This is a genomic window from Sphingorhabdus pulchriflava (genome assembly GCF_003367235.1).
In the GTDB taxonomy this organism is placed as follows: domain Bacteria; phylum Pseudomonadota; class Alphaproteobacteria; order Sphingomonadales; family Sphingomonadaceae; genus Sphingorhabdus_B; species Sphingorhabdus_B pulchriflava.
On record NZ_QRGP01000002.1, the window covers coordinates 667313 to 686594 of the forward strand.

The window sequence follows — 19282 nt, forward strand, 5'->3', positions numbered from 1 at the left end:
GCCCTTAATCCCGTGCAAGCCGCAACACAATGCGCAGGCGCGTTGCATTCGTATCCAGAAATGTTAATCCAGCGATTAAATCAGGAGAGTGATATGACCGCCGATATGCAGACCATATTAGAAAAGCAAAAAGCCGCCTTTACTGCGGCAATGCCCGAACCGATGTCCGTGCGCCGAGATCGCATGGACCGCGCCATTGCATTGCTGGTCGATTATAAGGATGAATTCGCCAAAGCGGTGTCGGCTGATTTCGGCCATCGCAGCACAGAACAGACGCTGATGACGGACATCATGCCGTCGGTCAGCGCACTCAAGCATGCGAAGAAGCATTTCGAAAGCTGGGCCCGAAATGAAAAGCGCAAGCCAACTTTCCCGCTAGGGTTGATCGGCGCCAAGGCCGATGTCGTGTACCAGCCCAAGGGCGTGGTGGGCGTGATCGCGCCCTGGAATTTTCCGATCGGCATGGTGATGGTGCCAATGGCGGGCATATTGGCGGCGGGTAACCGCGCGATGATCAAGCCGAGCGAATATACCGAGCGCGTGGCGGAAGTTTTTGCTGAAGCCGTACCCAAATATTTCGCCGAAGAAGAAATGGCGGTGTTTACCGGCGGGGTCGAAGTCGGCACGGCCTTTTCAAAACTTGCGTTCGATCACCTGATCTTCACTGGCGCAACCAGCGTTGGCAAACATATCATGCGCGCCGCAGCCGATAATCTCGTACCCGTCACGCTCGAACTTGGCGGCAAGTCGCCGACCATCATCGGGCGCAGTGCAGACAAGAAAAAGGCGGGCGAACGCATCGCGTTGGGCAAGATGATGAATGCAGGGCAGATATGCCTCGCGCCTGACTATCTGCTTGTTGCCAAGGAGCAGGAGCAGGAAATGATCGACGGCGTCGTGAATGGAGTGTCGACCCTCTATCCCAAACTGCTCAATAATGACGATTACACGTCAGTGGTGAATGGCCGCAATTATGATCGGCTGCAGGGCTATCTTGCGGATGCGAAGGAAAAGGGTGCCGAACTGATCGAAGTAAACCCGGCGAATGAGGATTTTGCCTCTTCAAACGGCAACAAGATGCCACTGACCATCGTTCGCAATGTGAACGAAGACATGAAAGTGATGCAGGAGGAAATCTTCGGCCCGATCCTTCCGGTGATGACCTATTCATCGATGGAAGAAGCGATCGATTATGTGAATGCGCATGATCGTCCGCTGGGCCTCTATTATTTCGGCAACGACAAGGCCGAGGAGAGTCGCGTGCTCACCCGGACAATTTCCGGCGGCGCGACGGTCAATGATGTGCTTTTCCATAACGCAATGGAAGATCTGCCTTTTGGCGGCGTTGGCCCGTCAGGCATGGGTAATTATCATGGGCAGGATGGATTCAAGACTTTCAGCCATATGCGTGCCGTGTATCGCCAGCCTGCGATGGATATCGCCGGGATGGCTGGCTTCAAGCCCCCTTATGGCAAGTCTACCCACAAGACTCTCGAACGCGAATTGCGCAAGTAGGCTTGCGCCCGGGCGGGAGCTTCGCTAGAGGCTCCCGCGCAACGCCCCTGTGGTGGAATTGGTAGACGCGCTCGACTCAAAATCGCCTTCTACCTATTTTTCTAAGCCAAAAACCACGTAAAACCAACGGTTTAGGTAAGGTCGAGACTCCGAAAAAGACTTACACAAGTCTTACACACTTTGGAGTTTCGCAATGCCCGTCGAAAGCCATGTTTTGATGGATGGCGCGCTGCACGTCTATCGGCGTGAGGGAAGCCGCTTCTGGCAATGCTCGACCTACCTCGGCAGCCGCAACCACCGGCAGACGACCAAGGAGACGAGCCTTGCCGCTGCCAAGGATTTTGCGCGCGATTGGTATATGGAGCGGTGCGTCGAGGACCGTCAGCGCCGTCGCGGCGGCGTCTCCTTGATCAACGGTTCCGCCCAGCCTGTAGTTGCCGAGCCCGGCCAGGTGATGGATGGCCGTCGTCGGCCAAAGCCGACCGGACCCAGCTTTGAGGATGCGGCAACGGCCTTCACCAGTGAGTTCGAAGTCATCACGATGGGCGAGCGCAACGCCGGCTATGTGAAATCGAAGTCCGACATCATCCGCGTTCACTTGACTCCGTTCTTTGGCGATACCGCGCTTGAGGACATCACGGCGGGCAAGGTTCAGGAATATCGCGCGCATCGCCAGACATCGCGGGTCGATGCCAAGACCGGCAAGGTGAAAAAACCGGCCCGCGCGACTTTGCACCATGAGATCGTCACGCTGCGTCAGATATTGAAGACAGCCAACCGCAAGGGCTGGATCGCGGCGATCCCGGATATGTCCGCGCCCTACAAGACATCCGGCAAGCTGGAGCATCGCGCCTGGTTCTCGCCCGAGGAATACAAGCTGCTCTACGAGGCTACGCGCGAGCGGGCGAAGAACCCGCCCAAGCCCCGCTGGCGCGAGGTTTGCGAGAACTTCCACGACTATGTTCTGTTCATGGGTAACACCGGCCTGCGCCCCGACGAGTCAGCGCGGCTTGAGCTGCGCGACGTCAAGATCGTGAAGGACGAATCGACCGGCGAGCGCATCCTGGAAATCGAGGTGCGCGGCAAGCGCGGCGTCGGCTTCTGCAAGTCGATGCCCGGCGCGATCATGCCCTTCGAGCGGATTCGCAAGCGCAAGGGATTGAAGCCGACCGACCGGGTATTTGGCAAATCGCCGCGTGAGTTGATGAACACTGTCCTCGACGAGCTGAACCTGAAATTCGACCGCGATGGTCATATCCGCACCTGTTACAGCCTGCGGCATACCTACATCTGCCTTCGCTTGCTCGAAGGCGCGGACATCTATCAGGTCGCCAAGAACTGCCGCACCAGCGTCGAGATGATCGAGAAATACTACGGGCGGCATTTGAAGAACAACATCGACGCATCTGCTGTCAATGTCCGCAAGGCGCGGCCTACGGCAGATACCGCGCGAAAGAAGGCTACGAAGCCAATGAAGTAGCTGCAAAGTTTGCTTTTCCCGTTGCGCAATTTGATCGCGCCGCTATAGGCCGGTCGCAATGCGGGCGTGGTGGAATTGGTAGACGCGCGGGATTCAAAATCCCGTTCCGCAAGGAGTGTGGGTTCGATCCCCACCGCCCGCACCAGCCCTCTCGGCATGATCCATTTGCGCCACCGCACGGTGGCGGGATCATGCCCGAGCGGGGCATGGCGGCCCGCACTGGCCGCGCCCCGCGTCCGGCGAAATGACAATCGAACGGCATTGTCATGCTGGCCATTGGAATCCCGGACGGGATTCGGCCATCGCCCACATCGAATCCGCGAAGCGTCTATCGATCAGGCCGAGATCGGGGCGCACCGCAGCGAAATCAGGGGCGGCCAAGGCGCTTTCTAATCGCTTCATCGGTATCGTGCCATTGACCCTGATGGTCATAGTCGGCGGCAAGCTCGAACAGGCATCGCGCGGTGAAAGGATGGTCGTGGCGGATTGCTTCGCCATCGCTTCGAAAACGGTCGGCGAGATCACGTTCCTGTCCGCCGCCGGGCGCACGCCATACGACGCCTCGGCTATTGCATTTGCCGATATTAAAACCGGATTTAACGGCTTCAGTCCCGATCGCATCGAGCGCGTCGCGCACGGCCGGGTGGGGCCAATGACCATCTTTGCCGTCGGGTGACTTGGCGAGCAGGGTTCCGATGCGGCGGTCGCAAGAGTCCTGTCGACCCACACCCGCACATCCTTCCCGTGCCGCAACGATCCAGGTCAGCAGCGCAGTTGTGTCGATGCTGCCATCTTCACGCATGCCCGGAATGCGGGCCAACTGGTCCAGCAAGTTCCAAATCTTAGTCAGGAACGCTTGCCGCTGCTCCGGCGACGCGTCGTCATCCGTCGAGTCCGATGAACCATCGTCGCGTTTGAAAAGCAATTTCACGAGATGCACGAACTCGTTTGGATCGCTCGCGATCAGCGCTTCCAAGGCCGGAATGCCATGCTGATCGTGCCGCAGCCCGTCGAGAAACAGGAATTCGAGTTGCGCGCGCTCGGCAAGGGGCATCGCATCGTCAATGGCGACGGCCGCGAGCGCTTCGCCGATATGCCAGGCATCGATCCTGACCGCTTGGGCTTCTTCTGCGCGCGCGTTCGGGATCGCGCGAAGCACGCGCGTCAAGTCCGCCGGGTCCGCCTTTTTGGCGATCCCGCTGACCGCCTGAAAAGCCGCGAGCGGCCGGTCCGCCCCCAAGGCCCGATCGATCATGTAACTGAGATCGGACTCTTCCAGATGCCAAGGCTGGAGCGGCACTTTCTTCCAGTAGTCGCGCGAGATCGACGGACGTTCGCGTTCCATCAGTTCCCAGGTCGATCGATCGAAGGGCGCGGCCAGAAACAACCGCAAGGCATAATCGTCGCTGCGCGAAGCATCGCTCAAGAGCCCGTCACGAACGTCGGCGGCAGCGCGGTGGATCATGGAAAGCAGACAGGAGTCGATCGCCGGAGCCATCTCGCCTTCCGGCCACGCTAGCAGGCCGGCGATGGTCTCGCTTTCCTTGCCTGGTTCGATCACCTGAACGAGTGCATGACCGACCGCGCCATGCGCCTTGCCGATCTTGAGCAGCGCCACCACGCCGTCCAGCCCGCGCGCGGCATAGAGCTCGGCGACTGCGATCTCGCGGGCTTTGCTGATTCGCTTGTCGCGGGCCTCGAAGTCGAATTTCTCGTCTTCGATTTCGCCACGCGCCTCGGGCACGTAATAGTCGGCGAACAGCCACCGATGCCGCATCAACAGGTCTTCCGGCACCAGCTTTGCCGCGAAGTCGACGATGCGATCCATTTCCGCGCCTTCGGCGCCGCGACGCTTGTGCCGTACCGTATATCGCCGAAGCCGCTCGGCGAGTTCGGATCGATCGAGATCGGACGCGTCGGCCGCCAGCCAGGCTTCCCCCCGGTCGATGAGCTTGTTGCGATCTTCGTCGGGGAATTCGCTGAACTGCTCGAACATCTGCCCGAGCTGATCTATGCTGTATTTGGGCCAGGCGAGGAGCAGATCCAGCGCCTTACGCCGCGTCGCGAACTGATCGGCATGAACCGGGCGCGCATCGCTGCCGGCGGCGTCATTGCGCCAACGCGGATGCGCGTTGGCACTGGCGAAGCCGTGATTGCTCAACTGCGCCATCAGCAGCTTCCACGCGGCATTCGAGCCGGTTCGGGCGAATGTCTCCATCTTGCGGAGTCGGTCGTCGAGTGGAGCGGCCGTCTGAGGCCACCAGAATCGCACCAGAGAATGCAGCGAATTCTCGGGCTTGTTCATCCAGTTGTCGTCGATGGCGACTTCGCTCAACTGCCCCAATATGTCGAACACCCGGCCGAAATTGTCGCGATGCCACGCGACAAGCTCCAAAGCCCACAGCAGGCCGGTGCGATCCGGTCCGTCGAACAGAGCGCTGCCGACCGGTCGGAGCATCGCGAGGATTTGCGGGTTTGCCGATTTCAGATCGGCTTCGACCGCGTTCAGGAACGCGTCGGGTGCCGCCTCGGCGAGCAGTTGGAGGTCGCCTTGGCGGCTCAACCAGGTTCGCGCATCGACGCCCTTCAGAACCCTGCCGACGAGTCCCTCGATACGCGCGGCAATGTTTCCCAATCGTGCGCCGACCAGCCGATCCCCATAGAGCGCGAATAGGACGAGCAACTCGCCCACCGATTGACGCAGCGCGCCCGAAACTTCGGGTCGCTTTCCGAGAATGTTCGCACGCCACCGTTCCTCGACAGGAAGGTCGAATTGCGGATCATCGAGCGAGAACATCAGTTCCGCGAGTTTCAGAAAGGAGTCGAAGTCTTCGGGCGTGATTGCATCGGCGATCGCGAAGAGCGCATCCTTTCTCGACACAAGCCCGCGGTAGTTCCCGATCGCCCAAACCGGTGCATCGGCGAGCGCCGCCAATTCGGCTACATCGCGCTCGATTTCCGGGTATTTTTTCTCCGCAAGAAGTTCGACGCAATTCGCGTCGCCGGCAGTGTCGCGCTTCCATGCGCCAGCCAGGAAGATCGGCACGAGCTTTCTGAGCAGGTCCGCGCGATGCGCCCATGCCGGACGGCGCAGCTCGGGCGACAGCGCGAGCCGACGGCGCAGGATCGTTGGCGAATTGCCCGCCTCAGCGCGCCAGCGCGGCCAGTCGTCGCGGGCGATCCCCATGTCCTCCAGCGCCGCGTCGAGCGCCTCGTCCCCGAGTGGCTCAAGCGCGATGTCGGGATCCTGCTCGACCGTCGTGCGCGCGCGCGCGGTAATGATGCGGTGCGAGCGATAGAGACCCGACGCGGCAAGTTCGGTTGCGGCATTTTCGGTAATCAGGATCGAATTGGGTGCCGCCGCCGCCAGCCGGCGCAACGCATCGGGGGACGAAACCGCGCAGGCCGCGCTTGCCGCGACGCCGATGCTGCCGTCCGGCTCTTTGAGCGCTTCCGACAGGAAGGCCGTCGCCTCATCGACCGAGTCGGCGACGACGACGAACGGCCGCTCGCCAGGCGACGCCAGCCATTCTTGCAATCGGGTCCGATGGGCCTCGACGGCGGGTTCGAACAGCTTTGCCGATAGTGCGGGCTGAGCCGCCTCCGCCCAGGATCGCGCCACTTCATCCATCGGCCGAACACCATCGACAGATCGGTTGAGTTCATGTGCAAACCACGCCTGCGTCGGTGCGGATTGATCCAGCCATTGTGCGAGATCGGCGGCGTCATAGGCGCGAACGTCGAGCCAATCGCCGATTGCCTGCTGCTTTTCGATCCACGCCGTCTTTCCCGGCCAATTTCGCGCGGTCACGAAAATGAATGTCGTCGAACGCCGCTCGGCGGCCGACAGTTTGCGTCGCTCGGCAATATCGGCTGTAGGCTTTCCCTGAAGGTCACTGGAAACGCTCAGTTCCCACCCCGAAGCGCCCTCGGGAACCCACGGGCTGCTTTGTGGCGCTTCCACGCGCCCGTCCCAACCGGGACGCTGCCCGGCATCGTGCCCTGGGAAGTCGACCAGCTTCGCATTCGGCATAACCGAATAGACCAGTCGCCTCACCAAGACCGGCAGCACGGCGCGCGCGCGACTGGTTTCCGCCCAGCGTGCGATGTCGGTCGAGGTGATGTCGTGATAGTCCGCCGCATTGCGTTTCCACTCGGATTCGGCATCGGCGGAAGCAGCCGCTTCGCGGGAGTGCTTGACTGTTTCGGCATCGACCCGGCCTTGGTCGTGCATCAGCGCTTCGCCATCCAAAGGAAACTCGTTCGCCAGTTTGGTCGCCATTGCCTTGGTCAGACGCGCTTTTCCCGCGATGAGGTTCGACAGACCCGGTCGGGCGACCTTCAATCGGCGCGCGGCCTCGCTAATCGAGACATTTCCCATTCCGGCCTTGATAGCCGCACCAATTTGAGCTTGAGTCATCGTTGAATGTATCCTGTATTGAAATATAATACAGAAAGCGCTTCATCTACGCAAGTCGAATGCTTAATGATCGAAAATTCGGAATTGTGGCATGATAAATCTCGAAAACTCGGGTGTTGGCGGGACTGATTTCACCTGCCCAAATACTAAGTCTCGTTTTTTCGGATTTTGCGATTGCTAAATCCCGAAAATTCGGATATGGACCTCAGGCGGAGGCGCTAATGTCCGAATTTTCCCTTGCTGCGCTGCCAGAGGTCTTCGTCTCGGACAGCTCGATCTCCAAGACCGTTTACGAAGCGGTCGAGCGAGGGAAGCTTCGTAAGCTCGGGTCACGCCTCTACACGCGGAATCTGACCGAGGATCCCAAGCGCCTTATCAGGCGCAACTGGTATAACCTCATCGCCTCCTACTATCCCGATGCCGTGATCGCGGATCGAACTGCGCTTGAGAACAAACCCGCCGAAGATGGCTCGGTGTTTCTGATTTCAGCCAAGAGGCGTGAGGTCGAGTTACCCGGCTTGACCTTCCGGCCGCGCGTTGGGCCAAAGCCGATCGACAGCGATCGACCGTTCAGCGGCGTAAGGCTCGCGTCCATCCCCCGCGCCTATCTTGAGAATCTGCGGGAATCGCGCGCGCGGGGCGGACGGCTGACTCGCACCATGTCGCGCGACGAACTTGAAAAACGCCTCGATGCGCTGATCCGCCAGCAAGGCGAGGCCGCTGCAAACCGGCTGCGCGACGATGCCAAGGCAATCGCACCGAAGCTGGGATATGAGGCGGAAGCCGCCGAACTCAATGAGCTGATCGGCAGTTTGCTCGGCACCCGCGACGGCGACCTGTCAAGTGCGGTTGGCAAGGCGCGCCATGCCGGTCAGCCATTCGATCCCGACCGAATCCGCCTGTTCGAGACTCTGTTCGCGGCCCTGCGTGACACGTTCGTCGAGCGCCGGCCAGCGCCCGAACGCGACGGTGAAGCGAGCGCGACACTTGCTTTTTTTGAAGCCTATTTCTCGAACTTCATCGAAGGCACTGAATTTACAGTCGAAGAAGCCGCCGAAATCGTCTTTGAGGGCGTCATCCCGCAAGAACGGCCCGCCGACGCGCACGATGTCCTGGGGACATTTCGCGTCGTGTCGGATCTGGCGCATCTCAAGGTGCTTCCGACCGACTTCACGGGCTTCCGCGACCTGCTGCGCCAGCGCCACGCGAGGGTGATGGAAGCCCGCCCGGACAAAGCGCCCGGCGCGTTCAAGGAGCGGGAAAATCGCGCGGGTAACACGGTGTTTGTTGCGCCCGATCTGGTCGATGGCACCCTGGAGCGCGGCTTCGAGTTTCTTCAGGCCTTGGACGATCCGTTCCAGCGCGCTGTCTATATGATGGTGCTGGTCGCGGAGGTGCATCCTTTCGCCGATGGCAACGGGCGGATCGCGCGGATCATGATGAATGCCGAACTCGTGGCGCGCGATCAGGAACGCATCATCATCCCCACGGCCTATCGAACCGACTATCTGGGGGCGCTCAAGGCATTCTCGCATAATGGCCTCACCGATCCGCTCATTCGGATGCTCGATGTCGCGCAATCCTACACCCATCGGATGGACTGGACCGATCTGGAGCGCGCGCGCGCCGATTTGGCGGCGACCAATGCGTTCGCCGAAGGCAGCGATGCCAAGCTCAAATGGGGTTGAATGCCGGAAATTACCGGACGATCACCGGGGCGGCACTTGCCACAGCAACGCGCGATCTTGCCGATCTTGTGGAGAAGGGTGTGCTTATCCGCACCGGCGAGCGGCGTAATGCGCGGTATCGGCTTGCAGTAGAAGTAACGCTCGATCAAAGTGCCGGTGAAGAATGAAATGATTACAGATTATCACTCAAAATACTTGGCCAGCGATCTTGTTCGGCGGAGGTCATCCGACAGCAACGATAAGCTGGCGGTAGCAGTCGCTGGCGCGCAGGTGGATATGAACCCGCATCAAGTTGATGCGGCCCTGTTCGCGTTCGCTTCTCCCTTGTCGAAAGGGGCATTGCTCGCTGATGAGGTCGGTCTTGGAAAGACCATTGAAGCGGGCCTGGTCATTTCCCAACGCTGGGCCGAGGGCAAACGGCGCGTGTTGATCATCGCTCCGTCCAATCTGCGTAAGCAGTGGTATCAGGAATTGAACGAAAAGTTCTTCATTCCCTGCTCCATCATTGAATCGAAGTCATACAACGCCGCCGTCAAGGCAGGCGATTTCCGACCGTTCGACATGAATGGCAGTGTCGTGATCTGCTCCTACCAGTTTGCCCGAAACAAGGCGGCAGACGTGCATTCCACGCCGTGGGATCTCGTCGTTATCGACGAAGCTCATCGGCTGCGGAACGTCTATAAGCCGTCGAATGTGATCGCCAACACGCTGAAGATGGCCCTGGCGGAGCGGCACAAACTCTTGCTGACGGCGACGCCGCTGCAAAACTCACTGCTTGAACTGTTCGGACTTGTCAGCTTCATCGACGAACATACGTTCGGCGATTTGAAGAGCTTTCGCGAGCAATTCGCCAATCTGTCGCAGGAACGCACCTTCGAGATTCTGCGCGAGAGGTTGCGGCCGGTTTGTCACCGGACGCTTCGTCGGCAGGTGACAGCCTATGTCCCCTACACCAAGCGTCATGCGATTTTGGAGGAGTTCAGCCCGGACGACGCGGAAGATCGGCTCTATAATCTCGTGACCGAGTATTTGCAGCGCGAGAATCTCCAAGCGCTGCCCCCCAGCCAACGGTCGTTGATGACGCTCGTTCTGCGCAAGCTGCTTGCTTCATCCACTTTCGCGATTGCGGGAGCATTGCAGTCGATTTCCAACCGGCTCCAGAAGCGGTTGGATCAGGCCCGCCCTCCACAGTCACTCGTCGATGAACTCGACGAGGACTATGAAACCCTTGCCGAGACGGCCGAAGAATGGGCCGATGACGACGTCGAACCGCTTACCGAAGCAGATCAACGCGCGCTCGAAACCGAGATCGCCGAGCTGCGCGACTTTGCCGCTCTCGCGGCCTCCATCGAGCAAAACGCGAAGGGCAAGGCGCTTCTGAAAGCCCTTGAAGTCGGCTTCGCCAAGGCGCGCGATTTGGGTGCCGATGAAAAGGCGATCATCTTCACTGAATCGCGTCGCACCCAATCCTATCTGCTGCGGGTTCTGGCCGACAGCCCGTTCGCCGACCGAATCGTCCTATTCAACGGCACCAACACAGATGACGAGTCGAAGGCGATCTACCGTGAATGGTTGTCCCGCCACGAAGGTTCGGATCGTGTAACGGGGTCCAGAACCGCCGATATGCGCTCCGCGCTGGTCGATTATTTCCGCGAGCAGGGCCGGATAATGATCGCCACCGAGGCCGGTGCAGAGGGCATCAATCTTCAATTTTGCTCGATGGTCGTGAACTACGACCTACCGTGGAATCCGCAACGTATCGAGCAGCGCATCGGGCGCTGTCATCGTTACGGCCAGAAGCACGATGTCGTCGTCGTCAATTTCCTGAATCGGAAGAACGAAGCCGACCAGCGCGTTTATCAATTGCTTTCCGAGAAATTCGAGCTGTTCGAGGGCGTGTTCGGCGCGAGCGACGAAGTGCTAGGTGCAATTGAATCGGGCGTCGATTTCGAGAAGCGGATCGCCGGTATCTACCAGCAGTGCCGCCAGACCGACGAGATCAAGTCCGCGTTCGACGAACTCCAGCTCGAACTCACCCTTGAGATCAATGAGGCGATGACTCACGCACGGCGCAAGCTGCTTGAGAATTTCGATGACGAGGTGCGCGAGAAGCTCAAGATGCGCAATGCCGACACGAACTTGCACCTCAGCCAGTTCGAGCGGCAGTTGATGAAATTGGCGGCGCATGAGCTGGACGGTGATGCCGACTTCATCGACTCATCTTCGTTCCGGCTCAATGCCGTTCCGCATTGGCTTTCGGGCGAGGGCGTTCCCACCGGCCTGTATGAATTGCCGCGCCGCACCGGCGACGCGCATCTGTTCCGCGTCAATCATCCGCTCGGTCAGGCCATCGTTGCCCGCGCGCAATCGCGCGACCTGCCCGTTGTCGAGATCGCCTTCGATTATTCAGGGCATGAAGGGCGCATTTCCCAAATCGAACTACTGAAAGGCCAATCGGGCTGGCTCGCAGCGTCGATGCTTTCGGTCGAGGCGTTGGGCCAGAGTGAGGATCACCTGTTGCTCGCGGGAACGACCGACGACGGCACGGTGCTCAGCGCCGAGGCGACCTCGCGGATGATGACGATCGCCGGCAATGTCACTGGATCGGCCACGGAGCCCGATACGGTCGCCGCCGCGCTTGGGCAGTCGCTGGCGGAGCAACAGGCCCGCATCCGGCGCGACATATCCGAACGCAATGCTCGTTTCTTCGAGATCGAGGCCAACAAGCTCGATGGATGGGCGGACGATTTGAAAGTCGGCCTGGAGCGGGAGCTGAAGGAGCTTGATCGCCAGATCAAGGAAGCCCGCCGCGCCGCCACCCTGGCGCAAACGCTGGAAGACAAGCTGGCGGGGCAAAAGGCGGTCAAGGCGCTCGAAACCGAACGCTCGAACAAGCGCCGTTCGTTGTTCGACGCGCAGGATAAGATCGACGAGCAGCGGGCGGTGTTGATTTCCCAGATCGAGGGTAAGCTGGAACAGAGCGCGGAGACCAAGCCGCTGTTTACGATCCGGTGGAGTGTGAAATGAGCGATGATGCAGTGCCATCGGCAAAGTTGGCCGAGCTGACCGTGGATCAATTGATCCAGTCTGGCCTGATCCGTGCGGAGAAGCGGGATTCCGTAATTGCCAAGATCGCCGCCGGGCAGATGAAGGGTGAAGATTGGCGGCTGGAAATTGACTTGAGTGCCGAAAAGGCAGGTGAGGCATGACCGTGGCGCCCCTAAAATCCCTCACGCTGACGGCGTTTCGTGGTGCTTCCGAAACCTTCAAGCTGGACTTCGAGCCGAAGACGAAGCTGACCATCGTCTATGGTGAGAATGGCACCGGCAAGACGACCATCTGCGATGCGTTCGAGGTTCTCGCAAAGGGAGAGGCAGGGTCGCTCAAGGACAAGGGAATCGATGCGACCCGGCATAAATACCTGAATAGTGCGAAGAAGAAGCCAGAGGACTTGGCGGTTTCGCTGGAAACCGCGCAGGGCGCGGCCTGCACCGGCAAGCTGAGCGGCAAAAATGTCATGGTGACGCCGGAATCTGGGCGGCCGCGGCTAGCAATTATGCGTCGCAAGCAGATGCTCGATTTCGTCGAAGCGACGCCTGGCGAACGATATACGGCCATCGCCAAGTTTATTGACATAACGGCCTTTGAGCAATCGGAGGCGCACCTAAAGAAACTTGTTGGCGACCTCGAAGCCGAAAAGGTCGATGCTGGCAAAGAGGTGTTTGGGAGCTACACGGCGCTTGCCGATGTTTATGCTTCGGCAGGCAATGCGCCGGGGCAAAATCCAGCAGAATGGGCCGCAGAGCTGCTGGCCCAGCCCGAGGGGAATGAGGCTCAGGAACAAGCTGCCGTCGATATGCTTGTCGTTCAGTATCAGGCGCTGTGCGCTTACCCCGGTCAGCTTCTGGCGCGTGAATCCGTCGTCGCCACGGCGCAGTCGGATTTCGACACGGCCCAAGCGGAAATGGCTGCATCGGCCAGCGCCGCGACGGCGAGCGCCAATGAACTGGTCGCAGTGCTGGAGGCGGGGCAACACTATCTTGAAGCACATCCCAATACCGATGTTTGCCCCCTATGCGAAAGCGCCGAGCGGGCCCCCGGATTGGCAACCACGATCAAGGATCGACTCAGTCAGTTTGAAGCGGTCCGCGCGGCGAAGGCCAAACTCGACAAGTGCCGCTCGACGCTTGATCGGGCCAGCGCGGACTTGGCGCTTCTGCAATCCGGCTATGCGGAAAACCTGACCGGCTATCAGTCGGCCAGGACGGGTTTCGCCTGGGATCAGAAATACACGTTTCCCGAATCCCTGCCGCCGCAGGCCATCGCGGATTTGCAGGTTTGGCTGGATGCCAACAACGATCTTCATGGCAAGTGGAAGGACATCGAAGCATCGTTGCGGCAGGGTAAAGAGCGTCGGGAAAACGCGGGACGCGCACTGCAACGCTACAACGATAACACGGCAAAGGTTGCCGAACTCGGCGCGCTTATCCCAAAACTGGAGCAAGCCTATGCGCTGGTGAAAAGCCAGCGGCAGGCTTTTACCGACAACATCATCGCCGAAATCGCGGCGAAGGTCGGTGAGCTGTATGAGAAAGTCCATAAGGGCGAGGGCAAGGACAAGATCGCGCTGGCAATTGACCATGCGAAGCGCGCTTCGATTGACCTGAACGCGGAATTTTCCGGGCAAGACGCGCCGCCGCAAGCCTATTTCAGCCAGTCGCACCTCGACACGCTCGGACTTTGCATCTTTCTCGCATTGGCGTTGCGGGAGAAGCCCGATGAAACCGTGCTGATCCTGGATGACGTGCTAGGCAGTGTCGATGAACCGCATGTCGATCGGGTGATTGAGATGATCTGCGCGACGACGAAGGAATTTCGTCACACGCTTATCACCACGCACTACGGGCCTTGGCGGCACAAATATCGCTGGGGAATGATCAAGGGCGTCCATCCCTGCCAGTTCGTGCATCTGCTCGGCACCGGGCTTGATGGTGTGATTCAAGCGACCGGATCAATTCCCGAAACCGAACGCCTGCGAGCGATGACGCTCCAACAGCCGCAAGACCTGCAAGCCATTGTCGGGAAGGCGGGTGTGGTTCTGGAGGCGCTGCTGATCTTCGTGGCTGAACGCTATGCGTGCCGATTGCCGTTCAAACCGAACGGCAGGCACGCGCTTGGGGATTTGTTGCCCTACGTCAAAGGCAAATTGCGAGACGAGCTGCATATCGAAATCGTCGAGAGCGACGGGACGACCGTGACCGTCAAAGACAAGATCCAATTCAAGCCGATCCTGGACGAAATTTCCGCCATCGTGACCGTGCGCAACGAAGTCGGTGCGCATTTCAACACCGATGGGTTTGACGTTCCCGATGCGAAGGCGCTGGCCTTTGCCAATCACGTCATGGCGCTGGCGGACGCCATGATCTGCCCCGATCATGGCTGGCCGACGAGCGACCGATCCGGCGATCATTGGGCGAACAGCGGCGGAACGCGCCGGATGCGCCCCCTGAAGGAACCCAAATAGGCACCCCATGACCAAAAAACAGAAACTCGAACTAACATGGGTGGGGAAGGAGAACCGGCCCCGGCTGGAGCCGCGTATCCTGATCGAAGACCCGGCGAAGAGCTATCACGCCGCCGCGCGGGTTTCGGATGCAGACATTTTCGACAATGTGCTGATCCACGGCGACAATCTGCTCGCGCTCAAGGCGCTGGAGGCGGATTATGCGGGCAAGGTGAAGTGCGTCTTCATCGACCCGCCCTACAACACCGGCAGCGCCTTTACCCATTATGATGATGGGCTGGAGCATTCGATCTGGCTGGGCCTGATGCGCGACCGGCTGGAGATCATCCGCCGCTTGCTGTCAGATGATGGCTCGCTGTGGATCACCATCGACGACAATGAAGCGCACTACCTGAAAGTGCTGTGCGACGAGATTTTTGGCCGACCGAACTTCGTTGCGAGTGCCGTCTGGCAAAAACGATATTCGCGGGAAAACCGCGAGGCGATTGGCGATGCACATGACTACGTTCTGATTTACGCCAAAGAATCGTTGCGGTTTAAGCGCGTCAGAAATCGGGTTCCGATGACTGAAGCGCAGGAGAAGATTTACAAAAACCCGAATAACCATCCGAGGGGGCGATGGCGCGGAATCCCGATGACCGCCCAGGGTTATCGACCAAATCAGATGTATGAGATCGTTGCCCCTGGCGGTGCAGTTCATGTGCCGCCCGAAGGGCGCTGTTGGTCAACTATCGAGCCCGAATTTAAGAAGCTGCTCGATGAAGGGCGCATTTATTTCGGCAAGGATGGTAACAGTCAGCCAAACATAATCAGGTTCCTCGATGAAGTCGAAGGACTTGTGCCTTGGACGTGGTGGCCTCATGAGGAAGTCGGTCACACCGACGAAGCCATGAAGGAAATGCACGGCATTTACGGGAAGGCTGACCCATTCCCGACCCCCAAGCCGGAAAGGCTCATCAACCGCATTTTGCACATCGCCACCAACCCCGGCGATCTTGTTCTCGATTCCTTTGCCGGCTCCGGCACCACGGGCGCTGTAGCGCATAAGATGGGCCGTCGCTGGATCATGGTCGAGCTGGGGGACCATTGCACCTCGCATATCGTGCCGCGCTTGCAGCAGGTCATCGACGGCAGCGATCAGGGTGGCATCAGCAAGTCGGCTGAGTGGAAGGGCGGCGGCGGATTCCGCTATTACGAGCTGGCACCCTCTTTGCTCGAAACCGACAAATGGGGCCGGGAGGTCATCAGCCGCGAGTATGACGCCGCCATGCTGGCGCAGGCTTTGTGCAAGCTGGAGGGCTTTACCTATGCGCCGAGCGATAGCGTTTATTGGCAGCAGGGCCATTCGTCCGAAACCGACTTCCTCTATGTCACCACGCAGACCCTGGGGCCGGAGGAACTGGCTGCGCTGTCCGAGGATGTCGGCGAAGGTCGTTCACTGCTGATCTTGTGCGCCGCGTTCCGAGGCAATGCCGATCTTTGGCCCAACCTAACTTTGCGCAAAATCCCCAACCACATCCGCAGCAAGTGCGAATGGGGGCATGACGATTATTCGCTCAACGTCGCCAATCTGCCGATGGCCGAGCCGGAACCCGCGCCGCCACCGCCCGCGCAAGGCGGTCTGTTCGACGGGGAGGACGGCTAATGAGCAATCCTCCGTCGCCCAACCAGCGCCACGTCAACGCGATCTCTGGCCGGTTGAGCCTGCGTCCGCCGCAGCGTCGCAGTCTCGAAATTCTCGATCGCGTGACCGAGATCGTGCCGCCGCATCATGCAACTGACCTTGCCGCCGCGAAGGAGATCATCGCCAGCGAATATCCCGGTGTGGTCGACTTCGAGCGGGACTTCCCCTCGCTGTGCTTCGCGCTCGCCACCGGCGTCGGCAAGACGCGCCTGATGGGGGCGTTCATCGCCTATTTGAAGATCGCGCATGGCATCAACAACTTCTTCGTGCTGGCGCCGAACCTCACGATCTACAACAAGCTGATCGCCGACTTCACGCCCAACACTGCCAAATATGTGTTCAAGGGCATCGCCGAGTTCGCCATTTCACCGCCGGTGCTGACCACCGGCGAAACCTATGAGCGGCAGATCGCCTCGGGCGGCAATCTCTTCCCCACCACGATCAACATCTTCAACATCGCCAAGATTTCGTCGGAAGTGCGCGGCGGGCGAAGCCCGCGCATCCGCTCCTTCCGCGAGGAGATCGGCGAGAGCTATTTCGACTATCTCGCTGCGCTGCCCGACCTGGTGCTGTTGATGGACGAATCGCACCGTTACCGCGCGACGGCGGGGATGCGGGCGATCAACGAGTTGAAGCCGGTGCTTGGTCTTGAGCTGACCGCGACGCCTTTCGTCGAAAGCACGCGCGGGCCAGTCGCGTTCAAGAACGTCATCCTCGACTATCCGCTGGCCCGCGCAATGGAGGATGGCTTCGTCAAGGAACCCGCTGTCGTCACCCGCAAGGATTTCAATCCGACGGGCAAATTGCCTGAAGCCATCCAGACCATGAAGCTGGAGGACGGCGTTCGCCTCCATGAAAGCGTCAAGGTCGATCTGGAAACCTATGCCCGCGAAAACGGCGAGCGGATCGTCAAGCCGTTCGTGCTGGTCATCGCGCGCGACACGACCCATGCGGCGGAATTGATGAAGCTGATCCAGTCAGCCGCCTTCTTTGAAGGTCGCTACGCCGACAAGGTGATCCAGGTCGATTCAAGCGTGAAGGAAGAGGAGACGATCGAGAAGCTGTTGACGGTCGAACACAATGACAATCCGGTCGAGATCGTCATTCACGTCAACATGCTCAAGGAAGGTTGGGACGTCACCAACCTCTACACGATCATCCCGCTTCGCGCCGCCAATGCGCGGACACTGATCGAACAGAGCATCGGGCGCGGGCTGCGCTTGCCCTACGGCAAGCGTACCGGCGTTGCCGCCGTCGATCGCCTGAACATCGTCGCGCACGATCGCTTTCAGGAAATCGTTGATGAGGCGAACAACCCAAATTCGTCGATACGGCTGAAACAGCTTGTGCTGGATGAGGCCGACCTTTCGCGGAAGACCGTGACCGTCGTTGCTTCGCCGACGATCCTGGGCAGCCTTGGCCTGCAATCCGCACCGAGCGTGGATGCAGCCACCGCCTCCGGCCCCGCGCCGACCCCAGCCTTCACTGACCCGAACGATGTTCGCGTGGCTCAGCTTGCCTATGATGCGTTCCGCAGGCTGGCGCGAGAACCCGCCAAGGTGCCGAGCGTATCCTACCTGTCCCGCCCCGAAGTGCTTGAACAGGTCGTGCGCGACGTGCGCAGCCAGTATCAGGCGCCGCAGCTCGAACTCGACGGAATTGCCAAGCCCGCGCCTGATTTTGAAGCCGTCGCTGCCGCGACGGCGAAATTGATGGAAGCCCGGACGATCGACATTCCACGCATTACCGTCATGCCCAAAGGCGAGGTAAAAGCGGGCTTCAAGCCGTTCACACTAGACCTGTCCGGGATGCGCTATACCGCGCCGAGTGATGAGCTTTGGGCCAAGCATCTGCGGACGGATCGGGTGGACATCATCGGCTTGTCGCAAGGCAATCTGCTTGAAGACCGGCTTGAGGATTATGTCGTCAGCGGCCTGATCGACTTTTCCGACATCGCCTATGACGAACATGCCGACCTGCTCTACGAGCTTGCCGGGCAGGTCGTCCGCCACCTGCTATCCTATCTCTCCGAGGAGGATGCGGGACAGGTCTTGTCGTTGCATCAGCGCGAGATCGCGCGCGCGGTTCACGCGCAGATGCAGGATCATTTCTGGAAAGATGAGGCGGTCGAATATCATCACGAGGTCCGTGAGGGCTTCACCGAACTCAAGGAAACCGCCTTCACCACATCCCGCGAAGCCCCGCTCGATTACCGGGTGCCTCCTGCCGACAAGAGCAACATGGCGCGGTATCTGTTCGGCGGTTTTGCCAAATGCCTATCGACGGTGGCGAAATTCCATTCGGATTCCGAACGCAAGCTGGCGGTCATCCTTGAACGCGAGGCGCTGAAATGGCTGCGGCCCGCCAAGGGCCAATTCCAGATGTATTATCGCAGCGGCCATGACCATCTGGAATATCAGCCCGATTTTGTTGCTGAGACCGAGGATCGAATTCTGATGCTCGAACCCAAGATGGCAACGCAGATGCAGGACAAGGATGTTCTGGCGAAGCGCGACGTTGCAATCCAGTGGTGTGCCTGGGCGAGTGAACACGCACGGTCTTACGGCGGAAAGCCGTGGCAATATGTGCTGATTCCGCACGATGCGATTGCAGAGAATATGACGTTGGATTTTCTTGCAAAGCAGTTTGGCTGAGGCGTTTCGGCGCTGCCTGACGGCGACCCGCTCTATGCGCTGCGCGCACCAAGCCTGTAGTCTTGGCCCTTCGGGTGACGATCGGGAGCGTAGGAGCATGAGCGGGATTCTCAAAGGACGCACTCTGTCCCGCGCTACGCGCTCCTGAGGGTGCGGCGTCATTGTGCTGACCCGCGGGCACTCTTGCGTCTCTTCTGGCCGGACGCCCGCTGGCCCACAGGTCCGGGCGCAGGGCGTCCGTCGGCGTCGCGCCGTGCAAGGGTGCCGTTTCCTGTTCGGCCGCTGCGCGGCGGGGTTGTCTCGATGATCTTCGACTG

10 protein-coding genes and 1 tRNA gene are annotated in these 19282 nt (G+C 59.8%); 10 read left to right on the plus strand and 1 reads right to left on the minus strand.

Annotation, left to right across the window (positions count from 1 at the left end):
• Positions 1-93 precede the first annotated feature (93 nt).
• From DXH95_RS14080 to DXH95_RS14090, 3 genes are all read left to right on the plus strand, one after another.
• On the plus strand, positions 94-1515 hold the full coding sequence (locus DXH95_RS14080) for a coniferyl aldehyde dehydrogenase (protein ID WP_239016664.1): 1422 nt from the start codon (positions 94-96) through the stop codon (positions 1513-1515).
• A gap of 217 nt (positions 1516-1732) precedes the next feature.
• Positions 1733-2995: a site-specific integrase gene (locus tag DXH95_RS14085; RefSeq protein WP_239016665.1), complete on the plus strand. Its 1263-nt coding sequence runs from the start codon at positions 1733-1735 to the stop codon at positions 2993-2995.
• Between the two features lie 60 nt (positions 2996-3055).
• Positions 3056-3140 (plus strand) — tRNA-Leu (locus tag DXH95_RS14090).
• A 222-nt stretch (positions 3141-3362) separates the two neighbouring features.
• Here the strand turns inward: DXH95_RS14090 and DXH95_RS14095 are convergent.
• Positions 3363-7415 (minus strand): hypothetical protein, encoded by a 4053-nt coding sequence (locus DXH95_RS14095; RefSeq protein ID WP_115550132.1) that lies wholly within the window; start codon positions 7413-7415, stop codon positions 3363-3365.
• Positions 7416-7636: 221 nt separating this feature from the next.
• Here DXH95_RS14095 and DXH95_RS14100 point away from each other — a divergent pair, with 221 nt between their 5' ends.
• From DXH95_RS14100 to DXH95_RS14130, 7 genes are read left to right on the plus strand one after another with little or no spacing between them, the layout of a single operon-like run.
• Positions 7637-9103: a Fic family protein gene (locus tag DXH95_RS14100; protein WP_115550133.1), complete on the plus strand. Its 1467-nt coding sequence runs from the start codon at positions 7637-7639 to the stop codon at positions 9101-9103.
• Entirely contained in the window at positions 9094-9270 is a 177-nt protein-coding gene (locus tag DXH95_RS14105; RefSeq protein WP_239016666.1) for a hypothetical protein, read from the plus strand. The genes DXH95_RS14100 and DXH95_RS14105 overlap by 10 nt, the downstream gene beginning before the upstream one ends.
• A complete protein-coding gene (locus tag DXH95_RS14110; RefSeq protein ID WP_239016667.1) occupies positions 9254-12130 on the plus strand; it encodes an SNF2-related protein in 2877 nt (958 codons plus the stop codon). The genes DXH95_RS14105 and DXH95_RS14110 overlap by 17 nt, the downstream gene beginning before the upstream one ends.
• The gene (locus DXH95_RS14115; RefSeq protein ID WP_115550135.1) at positions 12127-12312 is read left to right on the plus strand and encodes a hypothetical protein; all 186 of its coding nucleotides are present in this window, start codon (positions 12127-12129) and stop codon (positions 12310-12312) included. The genes DXH95_RS14110 and DXH95_RS14115 overlap by 4 nt, the downstream gene beginning before the upstream one ends.
• A complete protein-coding gene (locus tag DXH95_RS14120) occupies positions 12309-14627 on the plus strand; it encodes an AAA family ATPase (protein WP_115550136.1) in 2319 nt (772 codons plus the stop codon). Before DXH95_RS14115 ends, DXH95_RS14120 begins: the two co-directional genes overlap by 4 nt.
• A gap of 7 nt (positions 14628-14634) precedes the next feature.
• Positions 14635-16272 (plus strand): site-specific DNA-methyltransferase, encoded by a 1638-nt coding sequence (locus DXH95_RS14125; protein ID WP_115550137.1) that lies wholly within the window; start codon positions 14635-14637, stop codon positions 16270-16272.
• Positions 16272-18965, plus strand: coding sequence for a DEAD/DEAH box helicase (locus tag DXH95_RS14130; protein ID WP_115550138.1), 2694 nt, complete (start codon positions 16272-16274; stop codon positions 18963-18965). The genes DXH95_RS14125 and DXH95_RS14130 overlap by 1 nt, the downstream gene beginning before the upstream one ends.
• Positions 18966-19282 lie beyond the last annotated feature (317 nt).